This is a genomic window from Brevundimonas sp. AVps4, from assembly GCF_058681525.1.
The window spans coordinates 2,516,128-2,541,914 of sequence record NZ_CM178741.1; the positions used below are offsets into that span (position 1 = coordinate 2,516,128).

Genomic DNA, 25,787 nt, shown 5'->3' on the forward strand with positions numbered 1-25,787 from the left:
AGACGAGAGGGCGCCCCAGCGCCCAGCCAAGCTGTAACGCTCCACCGCCAAGATGGCGCCAGTGCGGCGCACAAAAAGAAAGGGCGGCGGACCGAAGTCCGCCGCCTAACAGTCCTTTAGCCAACTTAGACTTAGAAAGCCCAGTCAAACCCAATCCGCATGAAACGCGGCTGTTGGTAGGCAACAGGCTTGCCGTAGTTGGGGTCCACAGCACCCGACGCCAGATCCCCCTGTTCGTAAAGCTCCGTTTGACCCTTTTCGTTGAAAACGTTGAAGATGTCTGCACGAAGCACCAGATCGCCAGGCAACGAGACTGGAACCGTGTAGCGGACCGACAGATCGAGCGTTCCGGTCCATTCGGAGTTGAAGCGAGAACCCCGCGGAACTGCGATACCTTGGCAGAAGCGCGATGACACGCCGTAAGCTGCCGCATCGGCATCTGTCGGGTGGACGCCCAAGCAGCCGTAGGGCTTACCGGATTGGACGCGCAGGTTGGCGCCGAACAGCAGACCGTCAAACACCTGATACGAACCGAACAGCTTGATTTGGTGAGCGCGATGGTTCGGCAGCAAGCCGTACTGGTTATCCGCTAGACCAATGTGATCAAACAGGATGGTCGAGCCAGCGTCAGTTTGGCCGTTGTCTGACAAAACCGTGCCTTCGTAGTTCCCGATGTTTTTGGAAACCACGTAAGAGCCTTGCAGGCCCCACTTCCCATCGAAAGCACGCTCGAACTGGAAGGTCAAACCGGTATACTCGCGGACCGCCTTCACGTAACCCGTGTCCTGCGCCGAAATCGTGACAACGCGCGCGGTCGTCTCACCAGGAAGCGGATCACGCAGACGGAAAACAAGATCCCGCCCCGGGTTGGCGATCAGGTACTGATAGTCACCGAAATAGATTTCATCGCAGCCGGCGATGCCTTCACGGTCACACAGCGCGTTGATGTAGGCGTCAACCGCGATATCTTCCGACGTATTGTTCAGGCGACGGTGGGTCAAGGTCACGCCAGCAGACCACAGATCGCCGAACTGGCGCTCGTAACCCAGGACAAACTCGTCCTCAGACGTCGGATCCAAGTTTAGCGCCGATTTGGAAATCGCGGGTTCAACGCTGCCGTTGCCGTTCACTTCACAGCCGACCACGCCGACGGTCCCACGTCCACCCGCCGGGCAAGCCGAGGGGCCGGTACGGTAACCAGGATTGCTGGCCAACGTGATCTGGCTTCCCAGAGCGGCCGGCAGGCCAGTCACCGGATCAATCTGGAACCCTCCCGCCGGGGCGTTGAAGTACTCGTTAAAGAACAAGTCACCCGAGCGGAAACCGAGGTTTAGGGCCGGCGGAACGAAGTATCGGCCATACGAACCAAAGATACGATCGACGCGGTTGCCAGTCGGATCATAGCTGAACCCGGCGCGCAGCGCGTAGTTGTCATTCAGTTCCACAGACTTGTCGCCCGCCAAGTTTTCAGCGGCGAAGGAGTCGTTTCTGAGCCCGACCTGTACGTTCAGCTGGTCGTTTACGTCCCAAGAGTCCTGAATGTACCAAGCGCGGTTTTCACCCTTGATGGTTCCGCCGAACGTACCGACGGTCACCTGAACGTAATCCTGTCCAGCCGGGACGCCGCGTGCGTCGTTCGCAGAACCGCGGCGGTAGATATAATTGTAACCACCGTTCCGGCGAGAAACCTTAAACTCCTCGAGTTGCTCGTTGTCGATGCCGAAGCGAACGTGGTGGTCACCGAACAGACTGAAGTAGACATCAGCATCGGCACGATAAAACTCACGCCGAGTGTCAATGATGCTTTGCGATCCTGTCGCCTGGGTCGTGGAAAGCCGCTGCGTCGTTCCCGAGCGAACATCTTGGACCAAGGACAAGGACGGGTCACCCGGCAGGGTGTTGTTCGTGTCCTTGTTGACGCCGTACGCTGCCGAAACCGTCAGCCAGTCCGTGAAAGAGCCTGTGTAGCGCCCCACGTAGTTTTCACCTCCCTGCTGGAAGGTCGTCTTGTTGGGACTCGTGCCTATCACTCCAGTAGTGTTATTGAACGAGTAGGTGTTACGCTCGGTTTCCCGCGATGTGTCGAAATAGGTGAACTCGACGCGATGGCCTTCGAACAGGTTGGCGTCGATTTTCGCGCCGTAGAACGGATCGTCGGACTTGTCGATGTTGTAGCTGTTGCCCGTGATGGACGCGAAACGGCTCTCGTTGTCACGCCCTTGCGCCAAACCGTAGAAGAACAGGCGGTCACGGATGATCGGGCCGCCAAGCTCCAGCGTATAGTCCGCTTGCCGAGTTTCGGTCAGGCGATTTGCGGATTGGAACGTATCCGGAGATGTTTCTTCCAGCTCAGGCCCCGTATAGTTGCCGTGCAGAGCCATCGTAAACTCATTGGTGCCCGATTTGGTCACAGCATTAATCACGCCGCCAAGGGCGCGACCAAACTCGGCAGGATAACCGCCGGTCTTCACTTCGATCGTTTTATAGAAGTCAAACGGAACCGTTACAGATCCGACGTAGGTGTCGAAGTTGGTGGTGTTCAGGCCGTTCACGTAGAAGGCGTTCTCACCTACGGAAGCGCCGCCAATCGACGGCTGGCCAGCAAATGACGAGTTGGCGGCTGAACCGCCTGCCGTGGCCGTCGGGGCCAACAGCGTGACCGCAGTCAGACTGCGACCAACGGGGACTTGCTTGGTCAGCTCTTCGACATCCACCGTGAGGCCAGTAGTGGTCCGCGTAAAATCGACGCCTTGACGAACACCGACAACGACGATCTCACCCAGGTTGCTCGCATCAGCAGCAGGTGCGCCTTCCGCAGCCAGGGTGAACGTGAACGACGAAGAATCGCCCAGCGAAACGACGACCTGTTCCGAGAGCGTCTCGTAACCCGGCGCATCAACCACGACATCGTAGCGTCCAGTCGGAATCAGCGGAATGCGAAAGGTGCCGTTAGCCCCCGTCGTTACATTACGGGTCGCACCTTGAGCAGTGGAACGGACCGTAACCGCGGCACCCGACAACACGTTGCCGTCGCTGCCCCGCACAACGCCAGCAAGCGTCCCATTGGTGTAGTCCTGCGCGGCGGCCACAGCGGGCGTCAATAGCGTGACGGCAGGCGCGACAACCACGGCAGCCAGCGCCATGCCCCCTATCATCGTCCCCGCCAAAAGACGCTCACGAATGGTTTGGATTTTCAAAGCAAGTCCTCCGAAGGGCATCGAGCGCCCCAAGGCGCCGCTGCCTAAACTCTACGTCCCCATGCACGTAGATCGGAGGAGAGCTTAATCCGCCACATAGGGCGCGCTACGTCTATTACAGGCCCGTAACCCTTTAGTCGTCCATCTGTCGCAATATGGCCACAGAAAGGCGAGGAAGGCCACAATACGTCGTTATTGCGGCGAAATCCACCAATTCATCAATCTGAGCCCGCAAAAACGCGACACTTTGAGATTTTTTGTCTGCTGCGCCATCGAATGCGCAATATTTCCCCCACAGCCCTCTAGGTGGTCCCTAGGAGCATTCCGCTCAAATCACCGCTCCACCGCCACCCTTGACGCATAAGGCGCCGGCTCGGGCGTGCACGACGCTGTGACGAGTTGCGCCGCCATGAGACACAGCAGCGCCGCCGCGATAGGCTGGAGCCGATTTGAGACAGCGAAGGCGATCGAACGAGCCATGACGGGCGCTCCGGCGAAGGTTACCGAGGAGTTAAGGCAAGGGTCGCGCCAGAGGACGGGGGCGGCGGCGTGATTCCCTTCGTTCGCGATTTCGACTTCGCCTATGGGCGGCGCGATCAGGTCTCGCCGCTGATTCAGCGGGTGATCGCCGACAATCCGGGCCCCTTCACCTTTACGGGGACGGGGACCTATATCGTTGGGCGGGCGGAGCCGGGGGCGCAGGTGGCGGTGATCGACCCCGGCCCTGTGGACGAGGCGCATCTGGCCGCCCTGCTGACGGCGGTGGAAGGGCGCGTCGTCAGCCACGTCCTCGTCACCCACACCCACCGCGACCATGCCCCCCTCGCCCGCCCCTTCGCCGATCGTAAGGGGGCGACGATTGTCGCGGCGCGGCCCCCGGTGCGAGAAACCCACGCCTCGGGCGCGCTGGATGAGGATGAGGATGCGGACTTCGCCCCCGACACGGTGCTGACGGGCGGCGAACGGATCGAGGGCGACGGCTGGACGCTGGAGGCCCTGTTCACGCCCGGCCACGCCTCGAACCATATGGCGTTCGCTCTACGGGAGGAGAACGCCCTGTTCAGCGGCGACCACGTCATGGGCTGGTCCACCACGGTGGTGGCGCCGCCGGATGGAAACATGCGCGACTATATGGCCAGCTTGGACGCCGTGATCGCGCGGAATTTCGCCACCCTGTGGCCCACGCACGGCGCCCCGGTGACGGACGCTGGGCCCTTTCTGTCAGCCTATCGCGCCCACAGGCTGGAGCGCGAGGCCCAGGTGGCGGCGCGGCTGAAGGCAGGCGACCGAACGGCGGCGGAGATGACGCCGGTTCTTTATGCTGCGGTGGATCAGCGGCTGTGGCCGGCCGCCGCCCTGTCGGTCCTCGCCCATCTGATCAAACTGGTCGAAGACGGGACGGCGACCGTTTCGGGCCTGGCCAGCGTGACGGCGGAGTTTCGTCCGACCTAGAGCCTGATCCGTTGAGGAGGAACCGCTTCGCGGTTCCGCTGAAACGGTGAATCAAGCCCCAGATCAAAGCGAGAGCATGATTCACGCTTCTGTTGGAACCGCTGCGCGGTTCCGTCCGAAACGATCATGCTCTAGCGGACTTCCTCCTCCAGGGCCGCGACGATCTTGCCCATCAGACGGCAGGTCGCGCCGCCGTCGGGGCGCGGATCGCGCGCTGCAACTCGAATGTCGGTCCGTCCGGGCCGGATGCGGATCACCGCGTCATAGGCGAAGCCGAACCAGGCGCCCTCATGCACCCCCTCGACCTCGAAGGTCGCGGCGCGAACCACTGGAAAACCAGCGTCCACCAGGGCCGATACCGCCTGCTGCGCCAAGATCTGCGAGGGAATGGAGCGGGCGGCGGGACAGGCCTGCATCCCCTGAACGTCATTCGCGCGAGGATGAAGGGCGGCCAAACGGCTGAAGGCCGGCGGTTCTTCCACATTGGTGCTGACGTCACGTGGCGTAGGCTGGGCCAGCCGTGCGCCTTGATAGAGGAAGACGCCCAGGACGCCTCCCGCCAGGACCAGAGCCGTGACGGCATAGACCCAACGGCGACCGAGGTCCCGCAGAGCCAGGACCGTCACGGTCAAGGCTGCGCCCAGACCGACCCAGGCCATGCCCCGCCCCACCGTCCAGGTCAGCAGATCATAGGTGACGGCCCGATCGACCCCGCCGAACAGGGTGGCGGCCATGGCCGCCACCACCAAGACCGGAGCCGCCGCCGTCACGGCGGTCAGGACAGGGATCAAGGCGGGGACGGGCTTGGTCGATCGCATCGGCGCTCCGGCAGGTCAGGCGGGCTGAACGTCGGGCAGACGATAGTCCTTCATCCGCTCGCGCAGAAGCTTCTTGTCGATTTTGCCTGTGGCGCCCAGGGGGATCTCGTCCAGCGCCACCACGTCGTCGGGCATCCACCATTTGGCGATCTTGCCCTTCAGGAAGTCGAGATGCTCCTGCTTGTTCAGGATCTCTCCCGCCTTCAGCTTGACCAGCAGGACCGGGCGCTCGTCCCATTTGGCATGGGGGGTGCCGATCACCGCCGCCAGTTCGACCTTGGGATGGCCGACGGCGATGTTCTCGATCTCAATGGAGCTGATCCACTCCCCACCCGACTTGATCACGTCCTTTGACCGGTCGGTGATCTGCATGAAGCCCAGTTCGTCGACGGTCGCAACGTCGCCCGTATCGAAGAAGCCGTCTGAATCCAGAATCGAGCTCTCCTCACGGAAATAGGCGCGGGCGACCGTCGGTCCCTTGACCATCAAATGGCCGAAGGTGGCCCCGTCATGCGGCAGGCTCTGACCCGCGTCGTCCTTCAGCGCCAGTTCGATGCCCAGTGGGGGCGTACCCTGTTTGGTGCGGTATTTCAGCTGTTCCTCGAACGGCAGGGCCGCCGTCTCCGGCGTCATGTTCGACAGGGTGCCGATCGGCGAAGTCTCGGTCATGCCCCAGCCCTGGAGCACTTCGACGCCATAATCGTCGTGGAAGGCGCGGATCAGGCTTTCCGGCACGGCCGAACCGCCGATCAGCACGCGCTTGACCGTAGAAAGCTTCAATCCGTTCTGCCGCATATGGGCCAGAAGCCCCTGCCACACGGTGGGCACGGCGGCCGAGAAGGTGACGCCCTCGGTCTCGAGCAGCTCATACAGAGCCTCCCCGTCCATCCGGGCGCCCGGCATCACCAGCTTGCAGCCCGATGCGGGACCGACGAAGGCGATGCCCCAGGCGTTGGCGTGGAACATGGGCACCACCGGCAGTATGACGTCGCTGGTCTTGCCCCCGACCACCGAAGCTTGCAGGGCCATGAAGGTGTGCAGGAAGTTGGAGCGGTGCGAATACAGCACCCCTTTGGGATTCCCCGTGGTGCCGGAGGTGTAGCACAGGCCGCAGGCGGTGTTTTCCGGGAAGTCGCCCCACAAGACGTCGGGGGACTGTTCAGCCACGATCCTTTCATAGGATTCTGCGCGCGGCAGCCGGGTCTGCGGCATGTGGGCGTCGTCGGTCATGATGATGACCCGCTCGACCTTCGGGATGTGAGGCAGAATCGCTTCAAGCAGCGGCACGAAGGTCAGGTCGGTGAAGATGACCCGGTCCTCGGCGTGGTTGATGATATAGACGAGTTGCTCGGGAAACAGACGGGGGTTCAGGGTGTGGCACACCGCGCCTATGCCCATGACGCCGTACCACGTCTCGATATGGCGGTCGGTGTTCCAGGCCAGGGTGGCGACGCGATCGCCGGGCTCGATACCCCAGGCTTTCAGGGCGTTGGACACCCGCTTGGCCCTGTCGTGAATCCGGCTGTAGGTGGTGCGGACGATGGGGCCTTCGACGGAACGGGTGACCACTTCGCGGTCGCCGTGCCAGTTCTTGGCATGGTCGAGGATCTTATCGACCGTCAGAGGCCAATCCTGCATCAATCCCAGCATGTGCGTCTTCCTTGTCCCTTGATGCGTCTGCTCGCCCGCGACGCTTGATGAGACGCTATAGGGGTGATCAGCGATAAGCAATGCGAGCCCGGCGCGCCGTCGCGCGACCGATCGCCCCGTCGGACCGGCGCTTGGCGATGCGCCGGCCGGTGCCGTAGAAGGCCGTCCATGGCCATATTGATCGCAATCACGGGGGGCTCCGGCTCCGGTAAGAGCACGCTGGCGGAGGCGCTTGTGTCCAGCCTGCCCGACGGGGCGGCCGTGCTGGTGCGCGAAGACTCCTATTATAAGGACGCCGCCGCCCTGCCCGGCTTCGACCCCGCGACCTTCGACTTCGACGATGTAGCCGCGCGCGACCATGCGCTGATGATCACAGACCTGAAGGCGTTGAAGTCGGGTCGGGGCGTGACCGCGCCCGTCTATTCCTTCATCCATCATGGACGCGAGCCGGGCGGCGAACCGATCCCGCCAGCCGAGGTGGTGATCGTCGAAGGCACCCATGTGCTCTGTACGCCCGAGCTGACCGCCCTGTTTGACATCCGGGTCTTCGTCGACACCCCCGCCGACATCCGCTTCATCCGGCGCCTGCTGCGCGACCAGTCCGAGCGGGGTCGGTCGGCGGATTCGGTCGTGGCCCAGTATCTGGCGACCGTGCGGCCGGGCCATGAGCGGCTGACCGAGCCGTCGCGCACCCACGCCGACTTCATCGTCGCCGACGCCACCGCCGCCGTCCGGCTGGAAGATCCGCAGGCCGTGGTTCGTCTGGCCGCGCCCGTCCTGGCCCATCCCCTGCTGGCGCCTTTCCTGACAGACTGAAGGTTTCGGTCGGACTTCGGAACGGATTGCCTTACGCCACGACAGCCCGGTATGCGTCCTGAAACGAAACTGAAGGAGACGCCTGTGGCCATTCCCGCTTCGCTTCAAAAAGGCCTGACCCTGCCGGTCATCTCCTCGCCGATGTTCTTGGTCTCGGGGCCGGATCTGGTGGTCGAGGCCTGCAACGCCGGGATCATCGGCACCTTCCCGTCGCTGAACCAGCGCACCACCGAGGGCTATCGGGACTGGCTGCAGGAGATCAAGGGACGCCTGTCCCCCGACGCCGCCGCCTTCGGCGTCAACCACATCGTCCACCCGACCAACCCCCGGCTGATGGTCGACATGATGGTGTCGGTCGAGGAGAAGGTGCCCCTGATCATCACCTCCCTCGGCGCGGTGCGCGACGTGGTGGATGCGGTCCACGGCTACGGCGGCGTGGTCTTCCACGACATCGCCAACATCCGTCACGCCAGGAAGGCGGCCGAGGCGGGCGTCGACGGCCTCATCCTGGTCGCCAACGGCGCCGGCGGCCACGCCGGCATCATCAATCCCTTCGCCCTGATCAACGAGGTCCGGTCCTTCTACGACGGGACCATCATCCTGGCCGGCGCCATTTCGACGGGCCGAGACGTGGCGGCGGCCCTGATGATGGGCGCCGACTTCGCCTATATGGGCACCCGCTTCATCAACACGGCCGAAGCCCTGGCGCCCGAGGCCTACAAGCAGATGGTCATCGACAGCGGCTCGACCGACATCGTCCATACCCCGGCGGTCTCCGGCGTTCCGGCCAACTTCATGACCAAATCCCTGATCGAAAACGGGATCGATCCCAAACATCTGCCCGAGCACAAGCTGGACATGGGCGACGAGGCCAAGGCCTGGAAGACGGTCTGGTCCGCCGGCCAGGGCGCCGGAGCCATCCACGACGTCGTTCCGACCGCCGAACTGGTCGCCCGCCTGCGACAAGAGTTCGCTCAGGCTACGGATCAGTTTTCAGCCCGCTTCCCGACAGGCTAAGGGGCTCTTTCGCGCGGTTCGCGCGTTGGAGCCCCCATGATCCGAAACACACGCGCCGCCCGCCTCCCCGTTCCCCTCGCCGTAGCCCTTGCGGCCCTCGCCGCACCGGCCCTGGCCCAGACCTCCGGTCCTTCCTCGGACTGGGGTTTCGAGCTGGGGGCTGGGACGGACAACCGCTCCAAGGCGGCGTCCAAGTCCGGCAACGACGGCTACGTCTTCGGCGCGGCGACCTGGGAGTCCGCCGACGGCCGCTTCTACGCCGGACCCGGCTTCGAGACGATCCAGGCGGGCGGCTCCCGGCTGGAGACCGAACTGGTCGCCGGCTACCGGCCGGAGGTGTGGGGCTACGCCTTCGACCTGAGCCTTGCCTACAAGCACCGGCTCGACGTCGATCCCGGCTATGACGCCGATGGTTGGGAGCTGACCGGCGACATCAGCCGCGCCGTCGGTCCCGCCGAGGCCCGGCTGCAGGTCCAGTATTCGCCCGACGCGGCCGGCTCCACACAGTCCTTCACCTGGGTCGAAGCCCAACTCGCCTGGGCGTTCAGTCCCCGTCTGGAGGGCTCCGCCGCCGTCGGCCGCCGCGAACAGGACGGCGCCCCCGACTACACCGGCTGGAACGCGGGCGTGACCTACGCCCTGACGGACGCCCTGGCGCTGGATCTGCGCTACCACGACACCGACGCCCATACATTCGGCGAACAGTACGAGAAGGCCCTGGTGGCGGAAGTGGCCTACGCCTTCTGACCCGCACCCTTGCGCCCGCGCCTTGGGGCTCCCATATCGAGGGCGTCGATCTCTCTGCGTAACGCCGCTGCTCCTTTTGCATCACGCGCCGAGGTCCAAACGCCGATCCCATTCAGACCCGACAGGCCGACCAGGGATTCCTCCCTGCGGCCAACGCCAGACGGAGGTCTCCAAATGGCTACCGGCACTGTAAAATGGTACAATCCCACCAAGGGTTACGGCTTTATCGCCCCCGATGACGGCGGCAAGGACGTCTTCGTCCACGCCTCGACCGTCGAAACCTCGAGCCTCGGCTCGCTGAACGAAGGCCAGAAGATCGGCTACGAGATCGAGCGCGACCAGCGCTCCGGCAAGGAATCCGCCGGTCGCCTTTCGGCGGCGGAGTAGGACAAGCTTCTTGGCTCGCCCGCCATCGCTTTCGACGGCGAGGTGACGAAGCTCCTGCCTCTGGGCGGCCGGAAGGTCCGCCTGGACAACGGCCACATCGTCACGGTTCTGCCGACCCTGGGTGCGCCGAACGGCGTGTCCCTGCTCGGCGACCGTGTCGTGGTCGAGATCGCCTTCAATCAGCTGAAGGGCTGGCGCCTCGCGCGCCGGCCCTGAAGCCTTTCTGCACGGATGACGACATGACCCCGCTCGCCGACATGATCCCCACCATGACCGACGCCGACCTGACCACCCTGCGCGCCAACGCCGCCCGTCTGGTCGAACACGGCGCCTCCACCCAGGTGATGGCCGCCAGCGACATCCTGCCGGTCATCGACGACGAACTGGCCCGCCGCGCCGCCCTGCCCAAGCCCGTCAAGGCCCCGCCGGCGAAGCGCGCCGCCCCCAAGAAGAAGCTGCCGCCCGTCACCGGCCACCAGACGGCTCTGCCGACCGGCTGAGATCAGCCCAGGGCCTGATCCAGGTCGGCGATCAGGTCCTCGACGTCCTCGACCCCGACTGACAAGCGGATCAGGTTGTCGGTCACCCCGCCCGCCTCGCGCACCTCCTTGGGCACGCTGGCGTGGGTCATGATGGCCGGGTGGTTCACCAGGCTTTCGACCCCGCCCAGCGACTCCGCCAGGGTGAAGACCTCGACTCGCTCCAGCACCCGCTTGGTCCGCTCCAGGTCGCCGTCCAGGATCACTGTCACCATGCCGCCGTAACCGCCGCGCATCTGGCGCGCCGCCAGTTCGTGCTGCGGATGGGCGATCAGGCCGGGGTAGATGACCTTGGACACGCCCTTGCGGGTCTCCAGCCAGCGCGCCACCGTCAGGGCGTTCTCGCAGTGCGCTCTCATCCGCAGCGCCAGGGTCTTGAGCCCTCGGTTGGCCAGGAAGGCGTCGAACGGCCCCATGATTCCGCCGACCGAGTTCTGCAGGAATTTGATCCGCGTCGCCAGCTCAGCATCTGCGGTCGCCAGCACCCCGCCGATGATGTCCGAATGGCCGTTCAGATATTTGGTGGCCGAGTGCATGACGATGTCCGCCCCCAGGCTCAACGGCTGCTGGCAGAAGGGTGTGGCGAAGGTGTTGTCGACAATCAGCAGCAGGCCATGCGCCTTGGCCAACTTGGACAGGGCGGCGATGTCGGCCAGCTTCATCAGCGGATTGGTCGGGGTTTCGACCCACAGCATCTTCGTCTTGGGCGTGATCGCCGCCTCGACCGCCGCGATGTCGCTCAGGTCCACATAGGCGAAGTCCAGCCCCATGGTGCGCCGACGCACCCGCTCGAACAGCCGCCACGAACCGCCGTACAGGTCGTCGCCCGTGACGATATGATCGCCCGCGTCCAGCAGCTCCAGCGCCGTCGAGGTCGCCGCCATGCCCGAGCCGAAACCGAAGCCATGCGTGCCGCCCTCAAGATCCGCAATACAGGCCTCGAACGCCTCCCTCGTCGGGTTCTTGCCCCGCGCGTATTCATAGCCCTTGTTTACCCCCGGGCTTTCCTGGGCGTAGGTCGAGGTGGCGTAGATCGGCGTCATCACCGCGCCCGTCGTCGGGTCGGGATGCTGCCCGGCGTGGATGGCGCGGGTCGAGAAGCCCTGGCTGTTTTTTTTGTCGCTCATTGGTCTTCCTTAAAGATCGAAGCCAGGATGGAGGTCCGTCCGGGGCTCGTTCTCGATCCATCCCTCGGCGGTCAACCGATCCTGCAGCCGCGTATCGCCGACAGTGTACTCGATCTGGGTTTCGAGCGGCGCGCCCAAGCCCGGCAGCAGGCTTCTAAGCAGGCCGCGAACGCCGTCCAGATCGTCCGCCTCGATATCGATGCCAGTCAGTATGATGGTTGTCGCGCCGTTCTCATCCGGCGCGGACTGCATTGTGCCGCCGCCGCTGACATAGCCGAGGTTGCGAAGCTTCAGCTGTTCCTGGATCGGATCCTCGAAGAGGTAGTGACGCTCGACCGGCTGTACGTCACCCGGCATACGGACATAGACGAAATGGGTCTCAAGCCGTCCGTCAAAGGGCGGCGCGACGTCTCCGCCTTTACCGAAGATCTTCTTGAGCCAGGACATGTTAGCGGTTCAGGCTGAGGTGGTTGATCAGGTCGGTGCGGGTGATCAGGCCCACGAACTTTTCGCCGTCCAGCACGATGGCCACCCGGTCGCGGTCGAACAGGGGGATCAGGGCGTCCAGCGGCTCATTGACCTGGACCGTGTCCAGATCGCGCGTCATGGCGTCGGCGACCGGCTTGGCGAACCGCTCCTTGCGGGTGATCTCATCGGTGTTCATCACATGGACCAGGTCGCTCTCGTCCAGGATGCCGACCAGACGCCCGTCCTCGATGATCGGCAGCTGGGAGACATCGGCGCCCTTCATCCGTTTGAAGGCCGTGTCCAGGGTGTCGCCCGGCCCGGCCACGACCACGTCGCCCCGCTCGTACTTGCGGTTGATCAGGTCCGACAGATCGCCGTGCAGCTCGCGCTCGCCCAGGCCCTGATCCGCCAGCCAGGCGTCGTTATAGACCTTGGACAGATACTTGGCCCCGGTGTCGCAGACGAAGGTGACGCAGGTCTTGGGCTCAGCCTGTTCGCGGCACCAGCGCAGGGCCGTGGAGATCAGAGTGCCCGAAGACGATCCGGCCAGAATGCCTTCCTTCAGCAGCAGTTCGCGCGCCGTGGCGATGGCTTCCGCGTCCGGGATCGAATAGGCCTTGTCGATCAGGCTCATGTCCGCCGTATCGGGCACGAAGTTCTGACCGATGCCCTCGACCGTATAGCTGCCGTCCGGCCCCGGCACGCCGTCGTTGACGATGCCGGCCAGGGTCGATCCCACCGGATCCGCCAGAATAATCTGCGCCTTGGAGCCGACGCTCTTCAGGTAGCGCGCCACGCCGGTGATCGTCCCGCCCGAGCCGATGCCGGCGACGAAGGCGTCGATGTCGCCGCCCGTCTGTTCCCAGATCTCCGGCCCCGTGGTCTTCACATGGGCCTCGGCGTTCGACTGGTTGGCGAACTGGTTGACGTAATAGGCGCCGGGAATGGCCTGGGCCAGGCGCTCGGCCATGTCGGTATAGTAATCGGGGTGACCGTGCGGCACATCCGACCGGGTGAGGCGAACATCGGCGCCCATGGCTCGCAGATGCTGGATTTTTTCCTTCGACATCTTGTCCGGAATGACCAGCAGCACCTTATATCCCCGAGCGCGGCCGACCAGGGTCAGGGCCAGGCCGGTATTGCCGGCCGTCGCCTCGACGATCGTGCCGCCTTGCTTCAGCCATCCCTCGCGTTCGGCCGCATCCAGCATCTCGACGGCGATCCGGTCCTTGATCGAGCCGCCGGGGTTCTGGGACTCCAGTTTCAGCAACAGCCGGCACTTGCCGGTGTCGATCTTCGTCACCTCCACCATCGGCGTCTTGCCGATCAGATCCAGCGGCGACTTCACGGTCGCGCTCAGGGCGGGGGCGGTCAGGGACATCGTAGGCTCCGGTTCGGGACGCAGCGAGGCTGAGGCCTCACATTCACATGGTCAACTCACGCAAGATTTGACCCAAGGGCGCGGTTCCGCGCTACGAAAGACGCAATGACCAAATCACCCAAGAGGCCGCCCGCCGGTCTCCCCGACAAAGACACCCTCCTCGCCTTTCTGCGCGAGGCCGGATCGGCCGAGAAGACCGATATCGCCCGCCACTTCGGCCTGAAGGGCGGCGATCGCCGGGCCCTGCGCGAAATGATCCGCGAGCTGGAGGCTGAGGGCCGGCTGGGCAAACGGGGCCGCAAGGGCTTCTCAGAAGCCGGCGCCCTGCCCCCCGTCGGCGTCGCCGATGTGATCGAACGCGACGGCGACGGCGAACTTTACGTCCGCCTGGTCGAGGCCGGCGCCGATGCGCCCCGCGCCCTCTTGATGCCTGACAAGGCAAAGCCCGGTCCCGCGCCCGGCCTGGGCGACCGGCTTTTGGTCAAGTTCCAGCGCGGCGACGACGGCTGGGAGGCGCGGTTGATCAAACGGCTGGACGCCGGGACGAACCGTGTCCTGGGCGTCATCCGCAAGTCGGCGCGCGAGACCCGCGTCGAGCCTGTCGACCGCCGCTCCAAGGACGTGCTGCTGGTGCCCCAGGCCCAGTCCGGCGATCTGCGCGACGGCGACCTGGTCCTGGCCGCCATCGAAAAGGGCGACCAGCGCTATGGGCCCAAGCGCGGCAAGATCCTGGAACATATCGGCAAGGAGGACGACCCCCGCGCCGCCTCCCTGATCGCCATCCACGCCCATGGCGTGCCGACCGGCTTCTCCGAGGCGGTGGAGCGCGAGGCCGAGGATCAGGAACTGCCGACGCTGAAGGGGCGCGAAGACCTTCGCGAAATCCCCTTCATCACCATCGACCCCGCCGATGCCCGCGACCACGACGACGCCGTCTACGCCGCCCGCGACGAAGATCCGAAGAACCCCGGCGGCTGGATCGTCTGGGTCGCCATCGCCGACGTCGCCGCCTACGTCCGGCCGGGCAGCCAGCTGGACCGCGAGGCGCGCGACAAGGGCAACTCCACCTACTTCCCCGACCGCGTCGAGCCGATGCTGCCCGAGGTGCTGTCGAACGGCCTGTGCAGCCTGAAGGAAGGCGAGAACCGCGCCTGTCTGGCGGTACGGATGGTGTTCGACAAGGACGGCCGCAAGACCGGCCACAAGTTCGTGCGCGGTCTGATGCGGTCGCACGCCAAGCTCAGCTACGAACAGGCCCAGGCCGCCATCGACGGGCAAACTGACGACACGACCGGCCCGATCATGGAGACCATCCTCTATCCGCTGTGGAACGCCTACCACGCCATGCTGAAGGGCCGGCTGAAACGCAGTCCGCTGCAGATCGAATCCGCCGAGCGCCGCATCCGTATGGCCCCGGATGGCGGCATCGCCTCCATCGAAAAGCGCGCCTCTCTGGAGGCGCACCGGCTGATCGAGGAGATGATGATCCAGGCCAACGTCTGCGCCGCCGAGACCCTGGAGCAGAAGAAGACGCCCCTGATCTACCGCGTCCACGACGCGCCCAGTCAGGAGAAGATCTTCAACCTGGCCGACTTCCTCTCGACCATCGGCAAGCCCTGGAACAAGGGCGAGCCGGGCACCACCAAGCGGTTCAACAAGCTGCTGGACGAGACCCGCGACGGCGAATACGCCGATGTGGTCAATGAAGTTGTTCTGCGTACCCAGATGCAGGCCATCTATTCGCCGGACAACGTCGGCCACTTCGGCCTGAACCTGGACCGCTATGCCCACTTCACCTCGCCGATCCGGCGCTATTCCGACCTGATCGTCCACCGCGGCCTGATCCGGGCGCTGGGGCTGGGCAAGGATGGACTGACCGACCGCGAGATCGCCGAACTGCCCGCCATCGCCGAGGGCGTCACCATGACCGAGCGCCGGTCGATGGCGGCAGAGCGTGACGCCATGGACCGCTATATCGCCGCCTTCCTGGAGGACCGCGTCGGCGCCGCCTTCACCGGACGGATCACCGGGGTGACGCGCTTCGGCCTGTTCATCCGGCTGGACGAAACCGGCGCCGACGGCCTGGTGCCCGTCTCGACCCTGGGCAGCGAATATTTCGCCCATGACGACCGCGCCCACGCCCTGGTCGGCGAACGCACCGGCAAGCGCTTCACCCTGGGCCGGATGGTCGAGGTCAGGCTGGTGGAGGCCACGCCCGTCACCGGCGGCCTGGTGTTCGAAATGCTCAGCGAACCTGAGCCGCGCGATCCCAACGCCCCGCCCCCTCGCTACGGCGTCCGGGGACGAGGCGGCGACGGCCCGCCGATGCGCGGCAAGAACCGGCCGGGCGGCCCCAAGCCCCGCAACGGCTCCAAACCTTCGGGCGGACTGAAGGGCGTGCGTAAGGGCAAGCGGAGGTGATTCTCTTCGACGCCGCCCAAGACCTGGCGGACGCGCCTCGCGTCGGCGGCGCCCAGCGGCCCAAGGACGCGGCGACATTGATCGTGACACGGGGTGGATCGCGGCCTGAGGTGCTGATGGGGCGGCGGGCGCCGGGCCATGTCTTCATGGCCTCGAAATGGGTTTTTCCCGGCGGACGGATCGACCGCTCCGACTTCACCGCCGCCTCGACCGGCGCCTTGGCCCCCGATGTCGCGCGCCGGCTGGAGGCCGAGGTTCCCGCCCGCCGCGCCCGCGCCCTGGCCCTGACGGCGATCCGCGAGACCTTCGAGGAGACCGGGCTGATCCTGGGGCGCGCCGCCCCGTCGGCCAGCGTCGCCGGACCGTGGCGCGAATACCGGCAAGCGGGCGCCCTGCCCGATCTGTCGGTCCTGTCCTACATCGCCCGCGCCGTTACGCCGCCCGGCCGCCCGCGCCGGTTCGACGCCCGGTTCTTCCTGGCCCCGGCGGAGGCCCTGTTGACGCCCGAGCCGACCGCAGGATCGGGCGAACTGGACGAAATCGCCTGGCTTCCCCTGGAAGACGCTCGCGCCCTTGATCTGCCCGCCATCACCCGCTTCGTGCTGGGCGAACTGGCCGAGCGGCTTGGCCAGGATCGAACCAGCCCCGATCGCCCCCTCCCCTTCGTCCGCATGGTGCGCGGCCGCCATATCGTCGATCACAGGGACTGACCATGCCCAGCGCCATCACCCTGCGCCTGACCACAGCAGACCCGGTCCCAGGCGTCGCCTACAGCCTGCAGGACAAGGCCAACACGCCGGTCAAACCCCGTATCGCCGGTGACGGTCCGATCAGTTTCGACGTCCCCGTGACCCTGTCCGACGACGGGCGGCTGACCGGCCCCTTCGTGCGACGCGAGGGACCGTTGCGCCGCTTCATCTATATCGCCATCGGCACGTCGGCGGGACAGCACAGCGAATGGAGCCGTCGCGCCAAGATCGACGTCCATGATATTCCCGCAGACCTTCTGGCCCTGGCGCGCGAGGGCCGGACGCTGGAGATGATTCTGCCCGGCCGCGCCCGCGACGGCGGCCCCGCCTGCGCGACTGTGCGGCCTCTTCAGCCGTGGACGGCCGTCTGAGATTGGGCCGTTGACTTTGGATCGAGTCTGAGTATGTTCCGCGCCTCTTATTTTAAGCGGCTTTCGCCGTCGCAGAGGTAATTCCGATGGCCAAACCGGCTTCCATCAAGATCCGCCTGAACTCCACGGCCGACACCGGCTTCTTCTACGTCACCAAGAAGAACGCTCGCACCATGACCGAGAAGATGGTCGTCAAGAAGTACGACCCGGTCGTGCGCAAGCACGTCGAGTTCAAGGAAGGCAAGATCAAGTAACGCCTTGATCCGCTGACAAGGGAAAACGCCCGGCTGGTCGCAGCCGGGCGTTTTTCGTTGCGGCTAAGCCGGTGCGACGTCAGACCGCGCGCGCGACGACCTTGTTGCGGCCGCCGGCCTTGGCTTCATAAACGCCTTCATCGGCCCGCTTCAGCAGGGCCTCGGGCGTGTCCCCGGCGCCGGTCGTCGCGGCGACGCCGATCGACAGGGTGATGGTCAAAAACTCCTCGCCGCCCATCACGCGGAACGGCGCTGCGGCGATGTCGCGGCGAATACGCTCGGCCACCATGCGGGCGTCCTCCAGACCCGCGCCCGGCATGACCACCACGAATTCCTCCCCGCCCATACGGCAGGGCAGGTCCACGGCGCGCACATTGGTGGCCAGCCGGACCGCAAACTCGGCCAGAACCTCATCGCCGGCGTCGTGGCCGAAACCGTCGTTGACCGCCTTGAAGTGGTCGATATCCAAGACCAGCACAGCCACCGGCGAGCCGCCGTGTGTGGCGCGCCCCACCAGGGCCTGCAGCTGGCCGGCCATGTAGCGCCGATTGTGCAGGCCCGTCAGAGAGTCGGTGACGGCCATTTCCAGACTGCTGTCCAGCTTCTGGCGCAGGAAGTCCGTATAGCGTTTGCGCCGGATCTGGGTGCGGACACGGGCGGAAAGCTCCTCGGTGTCGATCGGACGCGGCAGGATGTCGGTAGCCCCCAACTCCAGCGCCTTGACCATCCGCGGTCGCTCGCCAGGCTCCACGATTGCGAGGACCGGCGCGCGCCGCGCGTCGCCGGATTTCAGCGTGGCGACGACCCTTAATCCGTCGAAACTCTGGGCCGCCACATTGACGATGATCAGATCCAGCGGCCCCTTGGCCGCCGCAAGCGCCGCCTGGGGGTCGGTCTCCACCACCACGCGGTGTTCGCGGCCCAGTTCCGCAGCGACCGCTGCGGCCTGGCTTTCGTCGTCATCGACGATCAGAACCCGGCCGCCTTCGGTTCTCAGACGCGCTGCAGCCTCGTCGCCCACGCCCATGCGCCGGCTGCTTTCCTCGCGCTCGCGCAGTTCGTCCATCACTTGCTTCAGCCGCGTCAGCGACTTGACCCGCGCCAGCAGCACCACATCGTCGATCGGCTTGGTCAGAAAGTCGTCGGCCTCGGCCTCCAGACCGCGAATACGGTCGGCTCGTCCGTCCAGCGCCGTCACCAGCACCACTGGAATGTGCCGCGTCTCAGCTCGCGCCTTCAACCGCCGACAAGTCTCGAAACCGTCCATGCCCGGCATCATGACGTCCAGCAGGATCAGGTCCGGCTGCTCTTTCGCCGCCAGGGTCAAGGCCGTCTGACCGTCGTGGCAGGTCAGCACGTCATAATATTCGATGGTCAGCTTGGCCTCGAGCAGACGCACATTCACGTCTACATCGTCGACGACCAGAATTCGCGCGCTCATCCCAGATGCTGCCGAATGGTCTGGAGGAAGTGCATGACCGATATCGGCTTGGAGATATAGGCCTCGCAACCGCCCTGACGAATCCGCTCCTCATCGCCCTTCATGGCGAAGGCGGTCACGGCGATGACGGGAATATGGTTCAGCTCCTCGTCGTCCTTCAGCCATTTGGTGACTTCGAGACCCGAAATTTCAGGCAGTTGAATATCCATCAGGATCAGGTCCGGATGGTGCGCGCGCGCCAGGGCCAAGGCCTGCAGCCCCTCTCGGGTCTGCAAGGTCTCGTAGCCCTGGGAATCGAGCAGATCATGAAAAAGCTTCATGTTCAGCTCGTTATCCTCGACGATGAGGACTTTCTTGGACATCATCACCTGACCTGGGTCGCCGGCGAATTGGCGACGCCGCGTTGAACGTCATACTGCCTGCCCAGTCTTAAGTTGGGGTGAAGCCAAGGTTACGGAGACCTTAAGCGTGGCCACAAAGGCCGTCTGTCGCGACTGTCTGTGGACCGGAACCGACCCCGCCGGCCCGCCGGATCGGCGCTGCCCATCGTGCGGATCGCGCCGCATCGTCGCCCATGCGGAACTGGATCGGTTGACGATCGCGCACATGGACTGCGACGCCTTCTACGCCTCGGTCGAAAAGCGCGATCGGCCGGAGCTTCGCGACCGGCCGGTGATCGTCGGCGGGGGAAAGCGCGGCGTGGTTTCGACCGCCTGCTATGTCGCCCGCCAATATGGCGTCGGCAGCGCCATGCCGATGTTCAAGGCTCTGAAGGCCTGTCCCGAGGCCGTGGTGATCAAGCCGGACTTCGCCAAATACGTCTTTGAGTCAGATCGCATCCTGGGTGCCCTGGGCCGGCTGACGCCCCTGATCCAGCCGCTGTCGCTGGACGAGGCCTGGGTCGATCTGTCGGGCACGGAGCGGCTGAACGGCGGGCCTCCGGCCTTTCAGTTGATCCGCTTCCAGAAGCAGATCGAGGAAGAGACCGGCCTGACCGTCTCGATCGGCCTGGCGCCCAACCGCTTCCTTGCGAAAATGGCCTCGGAGATGGACAAGCCGCGCGGCTTTTCCGTGATCGGGGCGGCGGACGCCCAGGCCCTGCTGGCGCCGCGCCCCGTCACCGCCCTGCCCGGCGTCGGCCCGGTGTTCGGCAAGGCGCTGCGCAGCGACGGCTACGCCACCATCGGCGATCTGGCGCGCGCCGACGTCCGCGATCTGGTCAAACGCTATGGCGAGTCCGGTCTGCGCCTCTACGATCTGGCCCACGCGCGGGACGCTCGGGCCGTGAACCCGGAGCGGGACCGCAAAGGCATGAGCGCCGAAACCACCTTCAGCGAGGACCTCAGCACGGCCGAGGCCCTGGAGGCAGAGCTCTGGCCCCTGTGCGAGAAACTGGCGTCAAAGGCGCGGCGCGACGGCGTCGCCAGCCGCGTCCTGGTGCTGAAACTGCGCCGCACCGACTTCAAGATCATCACCCGGCGGATCAGCCTGGCCGAACCGGTCCAGACCGCCCGCGCCCTGTTCGCCGCCGGTCGCGACCTGCTGCGGCCGGAACTGGGGCCGCCCTATCGGCTGATCGGCATCGGCATGGCGGATATTCAGGATGCGGAAGACGCGCCCGCCGGCCTGTTCCAAAGCGCCGAGACCCGCCTCCTGAAGACCGAACGGGCCATCGACCGGCTGCGGGAAAAGTTCGGCAAGGACGCCGTGGTGGCGGGTCGGGCGCTTAAGACCTAAGAGGGCGCATGGACCTCGCCAAACGCGCCTTCGACCACGGGTTCCGCCTGGACCCGATCGTCCGCAGCCTGCTGGACACCGATTTCTACAAATTGCTGATGTTGCAGATGATCTGGCGTGAACATCGCGACACGCCCGTCGTCTTCCAGGTCATCAACCGCACCCGGTCGGTCCGTATGGCGGACGAGATCGACGTCGCTGCACTGCGCGACCAGCTGGACCACGCCCGCACATTGCGCTTCACCAACAAGGAATTGGTCTGGCTGGCGGGCAACAGCTTCTATGGGGTGAAGCAGATCTTCTCGCCGGACTTCATCGCCTGGCTGACCGACTACCGCCTGCCCGACTACGACCTGTCGGTTCAGGACGGCCAATATGTCCTGACCTTCTCCGGCGCCTGGGCCGAGGTGACCCTGTGGGAAATCCCCGCCCTGGCCATCCTCAATGAACTGCGCTGCCGCACAGGGCTGCGTCGGCTGGGACGGTTCGAACTGGACGTCCTCTATTCGCGGGCCAAGACCCGGCTGTGGTCCAAGGTCGAGCGGCTGCGCGCCCTGCCCGATCTGGCCCTGTCCGACTTCGGCACCCGTCGTCGCCACGGCTTCCTGTGGCAACGCTGGTGCATTCAGGCCCTGAAGGAAGGCCTGGGCCGGTCCTTCATCGGCACCTCCAATGTGCTCCACGCCATGGAGAACGATCTGGAGGCCATCGGCACCAATGGCCACGAACTGCCGATGGTCCTGGCCGCCCTGGCCCCCGACGACGCCAGCCTGGCCCAGACGCCCTATGCTGTGCTGGACGAGTGGCGGCGGCACTACGGCGGCAATCTGCTGGTCGTCCTGCCCGACGCCTTCGGCACCGAGGCCTTTCTGGATCAGGCTCCCGACTGGGTCGCCGACTGGACCGGCTTCCGCCCCGACTCGGCCCCGCCGATCCCGGCGGGCGAACGGCTGATCGACTGGTGGCGCGAACGGGGCCGCGATCCGCGCGAGAAGCTGCTGATCTTCTCCGACGGCATGGACATCGACGGCATCGAAGCGGCCCACGCCCATTTCCATGGCCGCACCCGGCTCAGCTTCGGCTGGGGCACTAATCTGACCAATGACTTCCGCGAGTGTTCGCCCGCCTTCGCCCCCGAGCTTGAGCCTATCTCCCTGGTCTGCAAGGTGGTCGAGGCCGGGGGGCGCCCCGCCGTCAAACTGTCGGACAATCCGGAAAAGGCCGTGGGCGATCCGGCCGAAATCCAACGCTATCGCCGCGTCTTCGGCGAGCGCGGCCTGACCGCTCGACCCGTTGCGGTCTGAAACCCGGCCTTAAGCCCGATCCGCGATAAGGGCGACATGAACGCCTTCGTCGATAAGATGCGCCGCCGCGCCGGCCGTTATCTGGATGTCCGCCCCGTGACCATCCGGTCCCCGCGAGGCGTGCTGAGCCTGTCGTTCGACGACATCCCCGCCTCCGCCTGGCTGGAGGCCGGGCCGGTGCTGGCCCAGCACGGGGTGAAGGCCACCTATTATGTCTGCGGCGGTTTGGCGGGCGGGCGCAATCTGGATCTGCCGCAGTTCGAGACCGCACACCTTCAGGCCCTGCACGCGGCGGGGCACGAGGTCGGCTGCCACACCTATGAACACGTCTCGACCCTGCGCCTGTCGCCAGCCGAACTGGACGCCAGCCTGGCCCGCAACGCCGCCTGGGTGTCGGAACGGCTGGACGGCTATCGGATGCAGACCTTCGCCTATCCGTTCGGCGACTGCGCCCTGGGGTCCAAGGCGGTGATTGAGCGGCGCTTCCTGTGCGGCCGAGGCGTGCGCGACGGGATCAACACCGGCCGCGTGGATCGCAATCTGGTGCAGGCCATCGGCCTGGAGAGTCGTCGCCTGCCCGGCTATGATCTGGAACAGCTTGTCGCAGACACGGCGGGCTCTAGAGGCTGGCTGATCGCCTACGGCCACGACGTCAGCGACGCGCCCACCCCCTATGGCTGCCGCCCGGAAGACATCGACCGGCTGATCGGACTAGCCAAGGCCGCCGGGCTGGACATTCAACCCGTGGCCTCAGCCTGGGGCCGCGTCACCGGCTGAAACAGCTTAGAAAACGCCCACGGCGCCCTCGGCCCAAATCAGCAGAACCGCCAGGACCACCGCGGCGCAGACGGCCAGAGCCAAAGAACGACGTTTGATCAAAGCCAGCGTCAGTTCGATCAAGACGCCCGCTCCGACCAGCAAGACGCCCGCGAACAGGAAGTCCGACGCCGTCCAGGCGACCTCGCGAGTGAACTGCATGGCCACCAGCGGCGCCGATAGGGCCAAGGCCACAAGGCCCCAACCGACCAAACGCAGAGGATGCGTCCCGCCCGCACGCTTCGCCGCCATCGACATGCCGTCGCTCCAATCCGAAAATGTCAGCACACTAATCGATAATCGGGCTATCGAACATCGCCGGCTCTCAGACGAGGGCGACGGCCTTGCGCCGGTCCGCCCAGGCGATCAGTTCCTTCCTCGGCCAGACCATCAGCCATGACCGCGCGGTGTATTCACCGCTGTCGATCAACGCCTTTCGCGACGCAGAGGCTGTTGCCGCCCGCTGCGTGTGGATCTCGCCCGGCCCTTGATGCACCATAAAGGCCCCGCCCTTCAGCGGGTTCAGCCGCAGGTGCGCCAGGCGGGGGCTGATCTCGGTCAGGGGCGGGTCGTAGAACCAGCTGGAGCCGATCATCCCCGCCAGCTCCGGTCGCGTCCGACAGATTTCCGCCGCCGTGGCCCAGGCGTCGTTCCAACCCTCCTCGTTGAAGCCGCGCAGCCAGCGGCTCTCGGTATGGACCTCCAGCCAGGGCTCGCGTTTGGCGCCCGCCTTCAGATAGCGGAACAGCGGGCCGAAGCCCCAGCCGTCGCGCACATGTTTGATGATCTGTCCCGGCCCCACCGGCGAACTCAGGTCGATGACCTGGCTCTTGGCCGCCGGCACGCTGAGCGCCAGGCTGAAGCGAACATCCTTGGCCCAGTGGTCGAAGTCGTAATCGCCCTCCGCCTGGGTCAGGAAGGCCGCCAGCTGTTCGATCCAATAGGGATAGAGGGACAGCACTTCGGGCGGCAGAGCCAGGGTCGCGACCCGATCCGGCAAGCGCAGGGCCCAACTGGCGATGAGGCCGCGTCGAACCGCGTCAGAGGCGGATGCGCCCAGAACGGCGTCCACCGCCCTGGCTGGCATTTCGAAATCCCAGTGGGGCGCGGCCTCTGCGGCCTTGGCGGCGGCGGGCTCCATGGCTGCATCAACGTGCGCCCAGTCCGACGGCGAAAGGCGCGCCAACACGGCCTGAAAGGCGGCGACGTCAGAGGTCAGGTGCAGATCCATGAGCGCCATCCTGGCATATGGCGATTGGCGAAGGCTTAAGACGCCGGACGGGTGACGCCGCCCTTGCGCCGCGCTAAACCGCCGACCAGATCAAGGAGCCCCCATGACCATCGAATCCCGTATCGCCGAACTCGGCATCACCCTGCCGGAACCCGCCAAGGCGGTGGCCAACTATGTGCCCTTCGTCCAGTCGGGCGCGGTCGTCCATATCTCGGGCCAGCTGTCGAACGACGCTTCGGGCGGGATCAAGGGCACGGTCGGCGTGGACGTGACGCCGGAACAGGCCAACGCCGCCGCCCGCCTGTGCGGGATCAACCTGCTGGCCCAGATCAAGGCCGCCTGTGACGGCGACGTGGACCGGGTCGTTCGGATCGTGAAACTGGGCGGCTTCGTCCAGGCGGGACCGGATTTCGAAGCCATTCCCGCCGTCATCAACGGCTGCTCGGACCTGATGGTCGAGGTGTTCGGCGACGCCGGCCGCCACGCCCGTTCCGCCGTCGGCGTCTACAAGCTGCCGCTCGGATTCGCGGTCGAGGTGGACGCCGTCGTGGAGATCCGTTGACCTTCACACTGACGGTTCACGACGGGATCGCCGCCATCGGCCGCGAGGCCTGGGACGCCTGCGCGCGTCCCACCGGCGATCCCTTCGTCTCCTACGATTTTCTGCACGCCTGCGAGGCGTCCGGCAGCGCCGCCCCGCACCAGGGCTGGGCGCCGCGCCACCTGGCCCTGCGGGACGAGGATAACGCGGTTCTGGGCGTCATGCCCCTCTATCTGAAGGGCCACAGCCAGGGCGAATATGTCTTCGACCACAGCTGGGCCGACGCCTATGAGCGCGCCGGCGGCCGCTATTACCCCAAGCTGCTGGGCGCCGTGCCCTTCACTCCGGCGACCGGCCCGCGCTTTCTCAACCACCCCGATTCAGACGCCGCAACGGTGCGGCAGGCCCTGCTCCAGGGCGCCCTGACCCTGGTCGAGCGGCTGGGCGTCTCGTCCCTGCACGTCAACTTCCCGACCGAGACGGAATGGACGGACATGGCCCAGGCCGGCCTGCTGCCCCGCCAGGACATCCAGTTCATCTGGCGCAATGACGGCTATCAGACCTTCGACGACTTCCTGGCCGCCCTGTCGGCCAACCGCCGCAAGACCATCCGCCGCGAACGCCGCGACGCCCAGGCGGGTCTGGACATTCGCATACTGACCGGCGCCGCCATCACCGAGGCGCATTGGGACGCCTTCTTCGCCTTCTACATGGACACGGGCGACCGCAAATGGGGGCGGCCCTATCTGACGCGGGACTTCTTCTCCCGCGTGGGCGCGACCATGGCGGACCGGATCGCCCTCGTCATGGCCTTCCGCGACGAAAGGCCCATCGCCGGCGCCTTGAATTTCATCGGCCGCCACGCCCTGTACGGCCGCCAGTGGGGCGCGCTGGAAGACGTGCCCTTCCTCCATTTCGAGCTCTGCTATTATCAGGCGATCGAGTTCGCCGTTGCGCACGGTCTGTCCCGCGTCGAGGCGGGCGCCCAGGGCGAGCACAAGATCGCACGCGGCTATCTGCCCTCCCCCGTCTACTCCGCCCACTTCATCGCCGACCCCGCGCTGCGCGGCCCGGTCGCCGACTATCTCCGTCGCGAAGGCCCCGCAGTGGAGGCGCAGAGGCGAGAGATGACCGAGGAACTGTCGCCCTTCAAAAAAGAAAACTGACCCTCTCCCGCTTGCGGGAGAGGTGGCCCGTCGTTCGCGAAGCGAACCAGGGTCGGAGAGGGGAGTCTTGTTTGGCTGGAAGAAGACTTCCCCCATCGTCAGCCGTCTCGCTACGCTCGACGAGCTGACACTTCCCCCGCAAGCGGGGGAAGGTCCA

Annotated in this window: 26 protein-coding genes; 16 read left to right on the forward strand and 10 right to left on the reverse strand. The window is 65.6% G+C overall.

Translation table 11 applies throughout. The features are described from left to right. Positions 1-131: 131 nt before the first annotated feature. Positions 132-3,197 carry a TonB-dependent receptor gene (locus ACW178_RS12455; RefSeq protein WP_492024619.1) on the reverse strand — a complete coding sequence of 1,022 codons (3,066 nt, stop codon included), beginning with the start codon at positions 3,195-3,197 and terminating at the stop codon, positions 132-134. A 549-nt stretch (positions 3,198-3,746) separates the two neighbouring features. Between ACW178_RS12455 and ACW178_RS12460 the strand changes: the two genes are divergently transcribed. Continuing rightward, positions 3,747-4,649, forward strand: a complete 903-nt coding sequence (locus ACW178_RS12460) for an MBL fold metallo-hydrolase (protein ID WP_492024620.1) — start codon at positions 3,747-3,749, stop codon at positions 4,647-4,649. Between the two features lie 131 nt (positions 4,650-4,780). Here ACW178_RS12460 and ACW178_RS12465 read toward each other — a convergent pair whose 3' ends face one another. Together ACW178_RS12465 and ACW178_RS12470 are read right to left on the reverse strand one after the other, a co-directional pair. Then, positions 4,781-5,467, reverse strand: coding sequence for a DUF1499 domain-containing protein (locus tag ACW178_RS12465; RefSeq protein WP_191558750.1), 687 nt, complete (start codon positions 5,465-5,467; stop codon positions 4,781-4,783). A 15-nt stretch (positions 5,468-5,482) separates the two neighbouring features. Beyond that, positions 5,483-7,117: a long-chain-fatty-acid--CoA ligase gene (locus ACW178_RS12470; protein WP_191558751.1), complete on the reverse strand. Its 1,635-nt coding sequence runs from the start codon at positions 7,115-7,117 to the stop codon at positions 5,483-5,485. A gap of 168 nt (positions 7,118-7,285) precedes the next feature. On the opposite strand from ACW178_RS12470, the gene udk reads away from it, so the two are divergent. From udk to ACW178_RS12500, 6 genes are all read left to right on the forward strand, one after another. Continuing rightward, positions 7,286-7,933, forward strand: a complete 648-nt coding sequence (gene udk / locus ACW178_RS12475; protein ID WP_054766158.1) for a uridine kinase — start codon at positions 7,286-7,288, stop codon at positions 7,931-7,933. A gap of 84 nt (positions 7,934-8,017) precedes the next feature. Beyond that, entirely contained in the window at positions 8,018-8,950 is a 933-nt protein-coding gene (locus tag ACW178_RS12480; RefSeq protein WP_287106472.1) for an NAD(P)H-dependent flavin oxidoreductase, read from the forward strand. Between the two features lie 36 nt (positions 8,951-8,986). Beyond that, positions 8,987-9,697: a TorF family putative porin gene (locus tag ACW178_RS12485; protein ID WP_287106470.1), complete on the forward strand. Its 711-nt coding sequence runs from the start codon at positions 8,987-8,989 to the stop codon at positions 9,695-9,697. Between the two features lie 174 nt (positions 9,698-9,871). Continuing rightward, complete coding sequence (locus ACW178_RS12490) at positions 9,872-10,084, forward strand: cold-shock protein (protein WP_183214771.1); 213 nt, start codon at positions 9,872-9,874, stop codon at positions 10,082-10,084. Between the two features lie 42 nt (positions 10,085-10,126). After that, positions 10,127-10,300, forward strand: coding sequence for a hypothetical protein (locus ACW178_RS12495; RefSeq protein ID WP_152950636.1), 174 nt, complete (start codon positions 10,127-10,129; stop codon positions 10,298-10,300). A 23-nt stretch (positions 10,301-10,323) separates the two neighbouring features. Next, positions 10,324-10,584: a hypothetical protein gene (locus ACW178_RS12500; RefSeq protein WP_287105397.1), complete on the forward strand. Its 261-nt coding sequence runs from the start codon at positions 10,324-10,326 to the stop codon at positions 10,582-10,584. Positions 10,585-10,586: 2 nt separating this feature from the next. Here ACW178_RS12500 and ACW178_RS12505 read toward each other — a convergent pair whose 3' ends face one another. Genes ACW178_RS12505 through ACW178_RS12515 form a run of 3 tightly spaced genes read right to left on the reverse strand, consistent with a single transcriptional unit; the run spans position 10,587 to position 13,599 of the window. Beyond that, positions 10,587-11,750, reverse strand: coding sequence for a cystathionine gamma-synthase (locus ACW178_RS12505; RefSeq protein WP_287105398.1), 1,164 nt, complete (start codon positions 11,748-11,750; stop codon positions 10,587-10,589). A 9-nt stretch (positions 11,751-11,759) separates the two neighbouring features. Then, on the reverse strand, positions 11,760-12,197 hold the full coding sequence (locus ACW178_RS12510) for a hypothetical protein (RefSeq protein WP_054766163.1): 438 nt from the start codon (positions 12,195-12,197) through the stop codon (positions 11,760-11,762). A 1-nt stretch (position 12,198) separates the two neighbouring features. Beyond that, a complete protein-coding gene (locus ACW178_RS12515) occupies positions 12,199-13,599 on the reverse strand; it encodes a pyridoxal-phosphate dependent enzyme (RefSeq protein ID WP_287105400.1) in 1,401 nt (466 codons plus the stop codon). 105 nt (positions 13,600-13,704) lie between these two features. Here ACW178_RS12515 and rnr point away from each other — a divergent pair, with 105 nt between their 5' ends. The 4 genes from rnr to rpmG all read left to right on the forward strand — a co-directional run bounded on the left by rnr (position 13,705) and on the right by rpmG (position 17,394). Continuing rightward, positions 13,705-16,020 (forward strand): ribonuclease R, encoded by a 2,316-nt coding sequence (gene rnr / locus ACW178_RS12520; protein WP_492024621.1) that lies wholly within the window; start codon positions 13,705-13,707, stop codon positions 16,018-16,020. Next, a complete protein-coding gene (locus ACW178_RS12525; RefSeq protein WP_287105402.1) occupies positions 16,017-16,730 on the forward strand; it encodes an NUDIX hydrolase in 714 nt (237 codons plus the stop codon). Before rnr ends, ACW178_RS12525 begins: the two co-directional genes overlap by 4 nt. A 2-nt stretch (positions 16,731-16,732) precedes the next feature. After that, on the forward strand, positions 16,733-17,140 hold the full coding sequence (locus ACW178_RS12530) for a DUF5990 family protein (protein WP_287105403.1): 408 nt from the start codon (positions 16,733-16,735) through the stop codon (positions 17,138-17,140). Between the two features lie 86 nt (positions 17,141-17,226). Continuing rightward, on the forward strand, positions 17,227-17,394 hold the full coding sequence (rpmG, locus tag ACW178_RS12535) for a 50S ribosomal protein L33 (RefSeq protein ID WP_003164451.1): 168 nt from the start codon (positions 17,227-17,229) through the stop codon (positions 17,392-17,394). A gap of 79 nt (positions 17,395-17,473) precedes the next feature. Here rpmG and ACW178_RS12540 read toward each other — a convergent pair whose 3' ends face one another. After that, positions 17,474-18,835 (reverse strand): PleD family two-component system response regulator, encoded by a 1,362-nt coding sequence (locus ACW178_RS12540; RefSeq protein WP_054766168.1) that lies wholly within the window; start codon positions 18,833-18,835, stop codon positions 17,474-17,476. Continuing rightward, positions 18,832-19,197 (reverse strand): response regulator, encoded by a 366-nt coding sequence (locus tag ACW178_RS12545; protein WP_182713570.1) that lies wholly within the window; start codon positions 19,195-19,197, stop codon positions 18,832-18,834. The genes ACW178_RS12540 and ACW178_RS12545 overlap by 4 nt, the downstream gene beginning before the upstream one ends. 106 nt (positions 19,198-19,303) lie before the next feature. On the opposite strand from ACW178_RS12545, the gene ACW178_RS12550 reads away from it, so the two are divergent. Genes ACW178_RS12550 through ACW178_RS12560 form a run of 3 tightly spaced genes read left to right on the forward strand, consistent with a single transcriptional unit; the run spans position 19,304 to position 22,653 of the window. After that, positions 19,304-20,572 (forward strand): DNA polymerase IV, encoded by a 1,269-nt coding sequence (locus ACW178_RS12550; RefSeq protein ID WP_287105404.1) that lies wholly within the window; start codon positions 19,304-19,306, stop codon positions 20,570-20,572. An 8-nt stretch (positions 20,573-20,580) separates the two neighbouring features. After that, on the forward strand, positions 20,581-21,876 hold the full coding sequence (pncB, locus tag ACW178_RS12555) for a nicotinate phosphoribosyltransferase (protein WP_152950644.1): 1,296 nt from the start codon (positions 20,581-20,583) through the stop codon (positions 21,874-21,876). A gap of 36 nt (positions 21,877-21,912) precedes the next feature. Beyond that, positions 21,913-22,653 carry a polysaccharide deacetylase family protein gene (locus ACW178_RS12560; RefSeq protein ID WP_054766171.1) on the forward strand — a complete coding sequence of 247 codons (741 nt, stop codon included), beginning with the start codon at positions 21,913-21,915 and terminating at the stop codon, positions 22,651-22,653. 6 nt (positions 22,654-22,659) lie between these two features. Here the strand turns inward: ACW178_RS12560 and ACW178_RS12565 are convergent, their stop codons facing one another. After that, a complete protein-coding gene (locus ACW178_RS12565) occupies positions 22,660-22,950 on the reverse strand; it encodes a hypothetical protein (RefSeq protein ID WP_191554248.1) in 291 nt (96 codons plus the stop codon). Positions 22,951-23,017: 67 nt separating this feature from the next. After that, positions 23,018-23,923 (reverse strand): hypothetical protein, encoded by a 906-nt coding sequence (locus tag ACW178_RS12570; RefSeq protein WP_183214782.1) that lies wholly within the window; start codon positions 23,921-23,923, stop codon positions 23,018-23,020. Between the two features lie 103 nt (positions 23,924-24,026). On the opposite strand from ACW178_RS12570, the gene ACW178_RS12575 reads away from it, so the two are divergent. Continuing rightward, positions 24,027-24,485, forward strand: coding sequence for a RidA family protein (locus ACW178_RS12575; RefSeq protein WP_152950647.1), 459 nt, complete (start codon positions 24,027-24,029; stop codon positions 24,483-24,485). Further along, positions 24,482-25,630 (forward strand): GNAT family N-acetyltransferase, encoded by a 1,149-nt coding sequence (locus ACW178_RS12580; protein WP_152950648.1) that lies wholly within the window; start codon positions 24,482-24,484, stop codon positions 25,628-25,630. The genes ACW178_RS12575 and ACW178_RS12580 overlap by 4 nt, the downstream gene beginning before the upstream one ends. The last annotated feature ends 157 nt before the right edge of the window (positions 25,631-25,787 follow it).